9 protein-coding genes are annotated in these 8,912 nt (G+C 70.4%); 1 reads left to right on the top strand and 8 read right to left on the bottom strand.

Going from position 1 to position 8,912, the window contains the following annotated elements; all coding sequences use genetic code 11:
- Positions 1 to 309 (top strand): hypothetical protein (locus GX015_RS07535; RefSeq protein ID WP_291344059.1); only part of this gene is annotated, 309 nt, incomplete at its 5' end.
- A 14-nt stretch (positions 310 to 323) separates the two neighbouring features.
- On the opposite strand, the gene raiA is transcribed toward GX015_RS07535, so the two are convergent.
- From raiA to GX015_RS07495, 8 genes are all read right to left on the bottom strand, one after another.
- On the bottom strand, positions 324 to 977 hold the full coding sequence (gene raiA / locus GX015_RS07530) for a ribosome-associated translation inhibitor RaiA (RefSeq protein WP_291344058.1): 654 nt from the start codon (positions 975 to 977) through the stop codon (positions 324 to 326).
- 171 nt (positions 978 to 1,148) lie between these two features.
- Complete coding sequence (locus tag GX015_RS07525) at positions 1,149 to 1,811, bottom strand: ComF family protein (RefSeq protein WP_291344056.1); 663 nt, start codon at positions 1,809 to 1,811, stop codon at positions 1,149 to 1,151.
- A gap of 13 nt (positions 1,812 to 1,824) precedes the next feature.
- Entirely contained in the window at positions 1,825 to 3,588 is a 1,764-nt protein-coding gene (locus tag GX015_RS07520; RefSeq protein WP_291344054.1) for an LpqB family beta-propeller domain-containing protein, read from the bottom strand.
- Positions 3,589 to 3,593: 5 nt separating this feature from the next.
- A complete protein-coding gene (gene mtrB / locus GX015_RS07515) occupies positions 3,594 to 5,252 on the bottom strand; it encodes an MtrAB system histidine kinase MtrB (RefSeq protein ID WP_291344053.1) in 1,659 nt (552 codons plus the stop codon).
- Positions 5,253 to 5,276: 24 nt separating this feature from the next.
- The gene (mtrA, locus tag GX015_RS07510) at positions 5,277 to 5,951 is read right to left on the bottom strand and encodes an MtrAB system response regulator MtrA (RefSeq protein WP_291344052.1); all 675 of its coding nucleotides are present in this window, start codon (positions 5,949 to 5,951) and stop codon (positions 5,277 to 5,279) included.
- Positions 5,952 to 5,961: 10 nt separating this feature from the next.
- Positions 5,962 to 6,612: a dTMP kinase gene (locus GX015_RS07505; protein WP_291344050.1), complete on the bottom strand. Its 651-nt coding sequence runs from the start codon at positions 6,610 to 6,612 to the stop codon at positions 5,962 to 5,964.
- Between the two features lie 2 nt (positions 6,613 to 6,614).
- A complete protein-coding gene (gene ahcY, locus GX015_RS07500; protein ID WP_291344048.1) occupies positions 6,615 to 8,069 on the bottom strand; it encodes an adenosylhomocysteinase in 1,455 nt (484 codons plus the stop codon).
- Positions 8,070 to 8,131: 62 nt separating this feature from the next.
- Complete coding sequence (locus tag GX015_RS07495; RefSeq protein ID WP_291344046.1) at positions 8,132 to 8,497, bottom strand: hypothetical protein; 366 nt, start codon at positions 8,495 to 8,497, stop codon at positions 8,132 to 8,134.
- Positions 8,498 to 8,912 lie beyond the last annotated feature (415 nt).

Raw genomic sequence — 8,912 nt, 5'->3', positions numbered from 1 at the left:
GTCTGGCCCGTCACCGGGCTGTCCGCCTGGACCGTGACCGTCCTTGGAGTGGGTGTCTGTCCGGCTATCGAGAGGTGGATCGCTTCCGCGACATTGGATGCGAATGCGCAGCTGGTCGACGGCGACCAGGCCGATCAGCGCGTAGAGCAGTCCATTTCCGCCACCGACTCCCCCGGCCCGGATCTTCTGCGGCGCGTCCATTGGTGCGTCATCGGTCGGCTCCTTCCCGGTTCGCCACCACGCTATCCCGGCAACGGCGAAACCCCCCGGCCGTCCCCGAAAACGGGGACGCCCGGAGGGCTGCGTTGAACCTGCGTTCGCTCTTACTCGGCGTCGTCCGACAGCGCGATCATGCCGTAGTCGTAGGCGTGACGGCGGTAGACCACGGACGGGCGGCCGGTGGCCTCGTCGACGAAGAGGAAGAAGTCGTGGCCGACGAGCTCCATCTCCGACAGGGCGTCATCCACGGACATCGGGGTGGCGGAGTGCTCCTTGGTGCGCACGACCTTGCCCAGCTGGATCTCCTCGACCTGATCCTCGTACGGATCGGCCTTCGGGGCGGAATCGGCGGCTTCCTCGACCAGCGTCGCGGTGGCCTCGCCCACGGAAATGGGGGCGCGGTGGCCGGAGCGGCTGATCTTGCGGCGGGCCTTCACCTTGCGCAGGGAGCGCTCCATCTTGCCCAGTGCGGACTCGAGGGCGGCGTAGAAGCTGTCCTCCTTGGCCTCCGCACGGGCGAGGTGTCCCTTACCGGTGGCGGTGATCTGGATGCGGTCCGAACGGTCCGCGCGGCGCGGGTTCGGCTCGTGCTGCAGCTCGACGTGGAAGAACGTCAGGGTCGGATCGAGGCGCTCAATCTTGGCGAGCTTGCCGTTGACTCGCTCGGCGAAGTGTTCCGGGACCTCCACGTTGCGCCCGGTGATGGTCACCTGGGCGTTGGGGCTGAGGACCTCGTTGTTGTCAGCAGGTGTCGTCACTTGCTTCCTACCTCCCGGTATGGCCACCGCCCTTCCGTGAGCGGGATTACTCACGGCGTCCACGGTGACGCGACTAACTGTGCCTCCAGGATACAGACGCGGTTACCCCCGCGGCCACGAACCTCCCGTCCGATTTGCGGGCCCGATCGCGACATGCGGGGGCATTGTGGCCTAGGCGTGCGAAAACACGATCACCCCGGCCACGGGAACACCCAGCGACGCGAGCACGAGCACCGAATGCGCCGCCGTCGCGCCCGTCGTCAACACGTCGTCGACGAGCAGAACCGGCCCCTCGACGGTCCCCGACGGCACGATCCGGCCCGCGATGTTGCGCCTGCGGCCGACGGCGGTGAGCCCCGAGGAATCCTCCGCCCCCTCCGCCGTCCGCAGCAGTCCCGCGGCCACCCGCGCCCCCGCCACTCGCTCGGCGGCGACCTCGCAGGCGGCGGTCACGGGGTCGCCTCCCCGGCGCCGGGCGGCCGAGGCCCGGGTCGGCGCCGGCACCAGGATCGCCCTGCTTTGCGACGGATGCGCCACCTCACCCTCCGCCACCAGCCTGAGCAGCGCCGCCCCGACGACCGCGCCCATGACGGTGCGCGCCGAGACGTCGCCAAGCTCCTTCGCCGCCAGCACCACCGACCGCCTGGGCCCCGAGTACGACCCGCACGACCACGTCGGCGCGGGCACATGCACGCGCGGCGCCACCCGCACCGGCGGCCGCGCGAACTCCCGGCGGCACTCCGCGCACGGCGAGCCCGGCGCCCCGCAGCCCGGGCACGCCGATGGCACGGCCAGTTCGGCCAAATCGGCCAGTTCCCCCCAGATCCCCAGCATGCCCCGGAGGCTACTACTCCACCGCCACCGGCGCCGCGCGGCCCTGGACGCCGGAGACGGCGCGCCAGAACTGGGCCTCGCCCTCGCCGGTCACCAGCTCCATCAGCGCGTTGTCGTCGAGGGCGAAGATCTTCGACGACGTCGCCGTGACCACCGACACCGGCGGGCTGAGGTTGAGCTTCGGCAGCATGTAGTTCACCGAGCCGTCGGGGTAGATGCGCCACATCGGCGCGGTATCGCCGTAGGCGCCGACGATGATCGTCGAATTCGGCGCCCAGGCCAGCGTCACCGGGGTGACGCCCTCGGTCAGCGACAGCCGTAGGGCGTTGACCAGCCGCCACGGCGCCGACTCCGACTGCTCGATGGTGGCGATCCAGATGGTGCCTCCCGCGATCATGGCCACCTGCGTGCCCGACGGGTCGACCCGCAACTCCGAGATGCCGCCGTCGATTTCGGGGATGCCCGACATGTCGATCTCCTCGACCGCCGGCACCGACGACGAATTGCCCACCAGGCGCAGCACCCGGTCACCGTCGACGACGGTCCACACCGACGCGGCGTCGGGCGACCAGCTCGGGCGGGTGAGGCTCTGCGCGGTGAGCACGGAATCGGGCTGCGCCCCGGCGCGGCCCAACAACAGCGACGACTCGCCGGTGCCGCCGCGATCGACCCGGGACACCCCGGCGATGAGGCGCGTGCCCGACTGATCGACGCCGATGCCCGCGGAAACCAGGACCTGCCCGCCCTCCGAAGCCCAGCCCGGCAACGTGCGCTCCGCACCGTCGGCGACCTCGACGATGCCGCCCGCCTCGATGGCGTGCAGCGGCGCGCGGTCGCCGGGCCCCTTCGTCGGGTCGAACGGGCGCAGCTCGTCGGAGTCCCGCGTCCACGGCCCCGGGTGCGATTCCACCAGCGGGCGGCCGTCGGCCTCGAGCAGCCAGGGCCCGCGCACGTCGGCCGACGCCAGCGTCCACACGATCTGGGCGGCCAAGAGCCCGCGCAGGGTCTCGTCCAGCGCGCCGAGTCCCGTCAACCGGATCACGCGGCCGGGGCCCTCCTCCTGAGGGCCGACCTCGATGCCCGCCTCGGGCGGCAACGAGGTGGTCACGCCCGGGATCAGCCGCGGCCGGGGCCCGCCGCGCATCGTGTCGAGCAATTCGGTCGCGGCGTCGTCGACGCCCCGGTAGATCCAGCGGCGGTCCGGCACCATCTGGTTGCCCGACGGGTCCAGGAAGTACACGTTGCGCGGCGCATGGCTGTCGAGGAACGCCTGGCGCTCCAGCAGCACGCCGTCCGGCAGCGAGGCGATGCGCCACTGGCCCTCGGCGTTCTTCCGCAATTCGACGGTGTCCTGGTACAGCGCCGACTGGGTCTCGTACGCCCCGCTGCCCGTCAGCGAACCGACGATCGACGCGCGGGTGCCGAAACTGCGGAGGTCGCCCTCCCCCTCGCCGCCGCCGTCGCCGATGACGTTGATGCCGTCGACGACCCACGTCCCCTGGCGGGGGTCCCAGCTCTCCCGCGCGTCCTCGGTGAGGAACGCGCGCGCCGCCTCGTAATCGTTCACGGGGTGGGCCGACGCCGCGTAGAAGTCGCGCAGCACCAGATCGGGTGCGGCGTCGGGGCGCGGTTCCGGCACCTCGAGGTCATGCGCCGGCGCCTCGAAGGTCCGGATCGCCTGGGGCGTCGTATCGCCCGGCATGGTCGTGCAGCCGCCGAGCACCAGCGTCGCCGAGCAGGCCACCGCCACGAGCGACTTGAAACGTGTGCGCGTCATCGGCGTCACGGCAGATCCCCCTCCGCTTCCAGTTCGCGCTGCTCCCGCTTGACGACCAGCGCGTCGATCACCTCGGTCTTGGGCGCGGGCGCGGGCGCTCCGGGCACCTCCAGCGGCAGCGGCTCCGTGTCGACGGGCCCGCCGGGGACCAGGGGCAGGCGCAGCCGGAAGCAGCTGCCCTGGCCGGGCACGCCGTGGGCCTCCAGACGGCCGCCGTGGAGCAGCACGTCCTCGCGGGCGATGGCCAGGCCCAGCCCGGTGCCGCCCGTCCGGCGCTCGCGCGACGGATCGGCGCGCCAGAAGCGATTGAACACCAGCTCCTCCTGCTCCGGCTTCAGGCCGACGCCACGGTCCGTGACGGTGCAGGCGACGACGCGGTCGTCGGCCCTCAGCGCAACGACGACGGGGTTGCCCTCCGAGTGGTCGATGGCGTTGGCCATGAGGTTGCGCAGCACGCGCTCCACGCGACGGGAATCGACGCTCGCGGGCACCGGCTCGTCGGGCATGTCCAGGATGACCTCGGTGTTGGCCTCCTGCGCCACCACCTGCAGCGGCTGCTGGGCCGATTCGACGCACCTGCGGACGTCCACGCGCTCGGCCGACAGATCGGCGACGCCGGCGTCGTGGCGCGAGATCTCCAGCAGGTCCGCGAGGAGCATCTCGAAGCGGTCCAGTTCCGCGATCATCAGCTCCGAAGCGCGGCGCGTGCCCGGATCCAGGTACTCGGCGCCGTCGGCGATGAGATCGGCGGCCATGCGCACCGTGGTCAGCGGCGTGCGCAGCTCATGGGAGACGTCGGAGGTGAACTGGCGCTGCAGGTCGCCGTATTCCTCCAGCTGGTGGATCTGGAGGGACAGGGACTCTGCCATCTTGTTGAAGCTCACCGCCAGGCGCGCCATCTCGTCCTCGCCCTCGACCGCCATCCGCTCGCGCAGATGCCCGGCCGCGAACCGCTCCGAGATGCGGGCGGCGGAGCGCACCGGACCGGTCACCTGGTTGGCGAACAGCCAGGTGATGCCGACCAGCAGCAACGTCATGACCACCGTCGCGCCGGCGAACAGGCCGCGCACCAGGGCCAGCGTCGATTCCTCCGCCGTCAGCGGCATGATCAGGTACAGCTCAAGGCCGGGCACTTCCGCCGACGTCGGGGTGCCGATGACCAGCGCCGAGTAGTTCGACCCGTCGCGGGCGTCCATGGTCGCGTACTGGTAGCTGATCTGCCCCTGCTGGATGAACGGCCGCAATTGGGTGGGCACGTACCCGTCGACGGGCGAGCGCACCGCCTCTCCGTCCGCGCCAGGGGCGATGAGCACGGCCTCGTACACCGTCGCCGCACCCGTGGTGGCACCCGTGTCGCGGTCGGCGAGCGCCTCTCGCCCGACGTTGAGCCGGGCCTGCGTGCCATCGGCCCCCGACGCGGCGATGGTCTGCTCCACCACGACGCGGGCCCGGTCGATCTCCTCGTTGGCGACGTTGAACTTCGCGTCCAAAAGCCGCTGGGCGACGATCGACACCAGCGCGAATCCGAGCATGCCGACGACCAGCACCGACACCACCATCACGGAGGTGACCACGCGCACCTGCAGCGACGTGCGCCACGAACGCAGCACACGGCGCCACGTCTCCCCCAGCCGTGTCCCCAGTGCGCGCACGCCCTCCGCCATGTGTCCCCTTCTGCCCGTCGGCTCTTACTCGCCGGTCTTGTAGCCCACGCCGCGGACCGTCAACACGATGCGCGGGTTCTCCGGGTCCTGCTCGATCTTCGAGCGCAGGCGCTGGACGTGGACGTTGACCAGTCGGGTGTCCGACGAATGCCGGTAGCCCCACACCTTCTCCAACAGCTCCTCGCGGCTGAAGACCTGCTTCGGCCGCTGCGCCAGCGCCAGCAGCAGGTCGAATTCGAGGGGCGTCAGCGAAATCTCGCGGCCGCCGCGGGAGACCGCGTGGCCGGGGACGTCGATGACCAGATCGCCGACCTCGATGACCTCGCCCGGCTCGTCGTCCCGGTGGCGCAGGCGCGCGCGGACGCGGGCGACGAGCTCCTTCGGCTTGAAGGGCTTGGTCACGTAGTCGTCCGCACCGGACTCCAGGCCCAGCACGACGTCGACGGTGTCGGTCTTGGCGGTGAGCATGATGATGGGCACGGCGCTTTCCTCGCGGACGTTGCGGCACACGTCGACGCCGCCCATCCCGGGCAGCATCAAGTCGAGCAGGATCAGATCCGGGTGCTCGCGCGACGCGGCCTCCACCGCCTCCAGCCCATCGCCCACGACGACGGTGTCGAAGCCCTCCCTCTGGAGGACCATGGTCAACATTTCGGCGATGGCGGGGTCGTCGTCGACGACCAGGATTTTGGCGCTCATGCGCCCCATCCTATCCGCCCGGGCGGATCCGCCGTTCGAGGTCCGCGAGGATGCGCGCCGCGAGTCCCCCGGCCGAGTCCCCGGCGACGTGCCACGGCGACACCCACGACTCCGCGGCCAATTCCGAGTAGGCCGCGGCGACGCGCCCCTGCAGGCCCCCATCTCGCTCGTACGCGTCGCGGATGCGGGAATCGTCGGTCGCCTCGCGGTGCTTCGCCCGGCGCGCGGCCTCCGCCACGCCCGTGCCCAGGTGCACCTGCAGGTCCGGCACCGGCATCGCGTGCCTGCCGAATTCCTGCTCCCGCACCCAGTCGACGATCGCCCGATCGCCCGTGCGCCCCCAGGAGTACGCGGCGTTGGAGGCCACGTACCGGTCCAGCACGAGCACGTCGGCGGAGTCGGCGGCGGCGATCACCTCGTCGCGCATGTCCCGGCGGTCCAGCGCGAACAGCAGCGCCATCGCCCAGGCCGAGCCGGCGACGTCGCCGAGCCGGCCATGCAGGGCATCATCGGCGAAATCGGCGAACGGGGTCCGGCCGTACGCGGGAAAACCCAGCTTGGCGACGCCGACGCCGGCGTCGGAAAGCGAAGTTTCCAGGGCACTCGACAGGGTGTTCTTGCCGGCTCCGTCGATGCCCTCGATGGCGACGATGTACCCCATGGCTAGTAGCGGTAGTGCTCGGGCTTGTACGGGCCCTCGACGTCGACGCCGATGTACTCCGCCTGCTCCTTGGACAGCGTGGTCAGCGACCCGCCCAGCGCCTCCACGTGGATGCGCGCGACCTTCTCGTCGAGGATCTTCGGCAGGCGGTACACCTGGTTGTCGTACTCGTCGCCCTTGGTGAACAGCTCGATCTGCGCGATCGTCTGGTCCGCGAAGGACGTGGACATGACGAACGACGGGTGGCCGGTGGCGTTGCCCAGGTTGAGGAGTCGGCCCTCCGAAAGCACGATGAGCGACTTGACCTCGCCGTCCTCGTGCTCGAAGCGGTACTCGGCGACCTGCGGCTTGATCTCGATGCGCTCGACGTCGTCGCGGTGGTGCAGCGAGTGCATGTCGATCTCGTTGTCGAAGTGGCCGATGTTGCCCAGCAGCGCGTGGTCCTTCATCTTGCGCATCTGGTCGAACGTGATGATGCCCATGTTGCCCGTGGCCGTGATGACCACGTCCGCGTCGGCGATGGCCTCGTCGACCGTGACCACCGGGAACCCGTCCATGAGCGCCTGCAGCGCGTTGATCGGGTCGGCCTCGGTGACGCTCACGCGGGCGCCCTGGCCGGCCAGCGCCTCCGCGGAGCCCTTGCCCACGTCGCCGTAACCGCAGACGAGGACGTTTTTGCCGCCCAGCAGCATGTCCGTGCCGCGGTTGAGCCCGTCCAGCAGCGAGTGGCGGGTGCCGTACTTGTTGTCGAACTTCGACTTGGTCACGGCGTCGTTGACGTTCATGGCCGGGAAGGGCAGCACGCCCTCCTCCGCGAAGTGGTACAGGCGATGGACGCCCGTGGTGGTCTCCTCGGTGACTCCCTTGACGGCCTCGGCCGTGCGGGTCCACAGGTCGGGCTTCTCCGCCAGAACGCGGCGCAGCATGTCCTTGAAGGCGACGAACTCGTCGGAGTCATCCTCCTCCACCGGCGGGACGACGCCGGCTTCCTCGTACTGGCGGCCGCGGATGACGGCCATGGTGGCGTCGCCGCCGTCGTCGAGGATCATGTTCGGCAGTTCGTCGCCCCAGTCGAAGATGCGCTCCAGGCACCACCAGTATTCGTCGAGGGTCTCGCCCTTCCACGCGAACACCGGCACGCCCTTCGGATCCTCCGGCGTGCCCTCCGGGCCGACGACGACGGCCGCGGCCGCCTCATCCTGCGTGGAGTAGATGTTGCACGACGCCCAGCGAACGTCGGCGCCCAAGGCGACCAGCGTCTCGATGAGCACCGCGGTCTGGACCGTCATGTGGATGGAACCGGCGATGCGGGCGCCGGCCAGCGGCTGCTCCTCGCGGTATTCCTCGCGCAGGGCCATCAGCCCGGGCATCTCGTGCTCCGCCAGACGGATCTGGTGGCGGCCCGCCTCCGCGAGCGAGATATCGGCGACCTTGTGCTCGATGCCAGTCTGGGACATGCGACCTCTTCCGTGTTTGTGCGGTCCGCGCGGCTGCGCGCGTCGTTCGATCGCCAACCAGGCTAGTTGACCGCCTCCGCGAAGTCCTCGACGGCCTCCCGCTCCTCTTCGGACAGCCCGGGAGCCAGAACGTCGAACGTCTCCGCGGCCGCCTCGCGCAGCTCCTCGGGGCAGGAGCCGATGCCCTCGCGGATGAACGGGTACTCGTCGACGAGTTGCCCCGCGCTGAACGGGGCCCCCGACCAGATGGCCGCGACGGTGGCGGCGCCGAGGCCCGCTCGGGCCTCGTCGTCGTCCGCGTCGCCCGCGGCCAGTCGGCAGGCGTCCCGGAGCGCATCGGCCAGATCGTCGTCCTCGAGGGTCGCCACCTCCTCGAAAAGATCGGTGACGGCGTCACTGCGGAAGATGATGGAATCCCAAGTGGACATTTGCGCTTCTCCTTCGGGTGCCGGGACGGGGCGGAGGACCCCCATACCCCGATGTTCTACCCCACCGGACCGCACCGCGGCGAGTACCCGGCGGCGAAACCGGGTTTATTGCACTACCGCTTAGATAACGAGTGTGTTAAGTTAACCGACCAAACGGTGATCGAATCGTTATATCCGCCGCCTTCGCGCAGCTGGATGCGCCAATCGGGCGGGATTCGGAGCCGTCATTCGTTTCGGAAGGAGACGGGGAACATGCGCACCAGGACCGCGGGCCTCGGAATCGTCGCCCTCATGGCCGCCGCCACCGCCGGCTGCACCGGCGCATCGGCCGTCGACGGCATCGCGCCCGCGGAGACCGGTGAGGGATCGCTGCCCCGCGTCGCCGGCGACCCGTCCGACACCTCCGAGGCGACCC

Origin of the sequence: Corynebacterium sp., assembly GCF_012837295.1 — a bacterium.
Lineage (GTDB): Bacteria > Actinomycetota > Actinomycetes > Mycobacteriales > Mycobacteriaceae > Corynebacterium.
The sequence above is the reverse complement of the archived record's forward strand: the minus strand, read 5'-3'. Positions and strand labels throughout refer to the sequence as shown.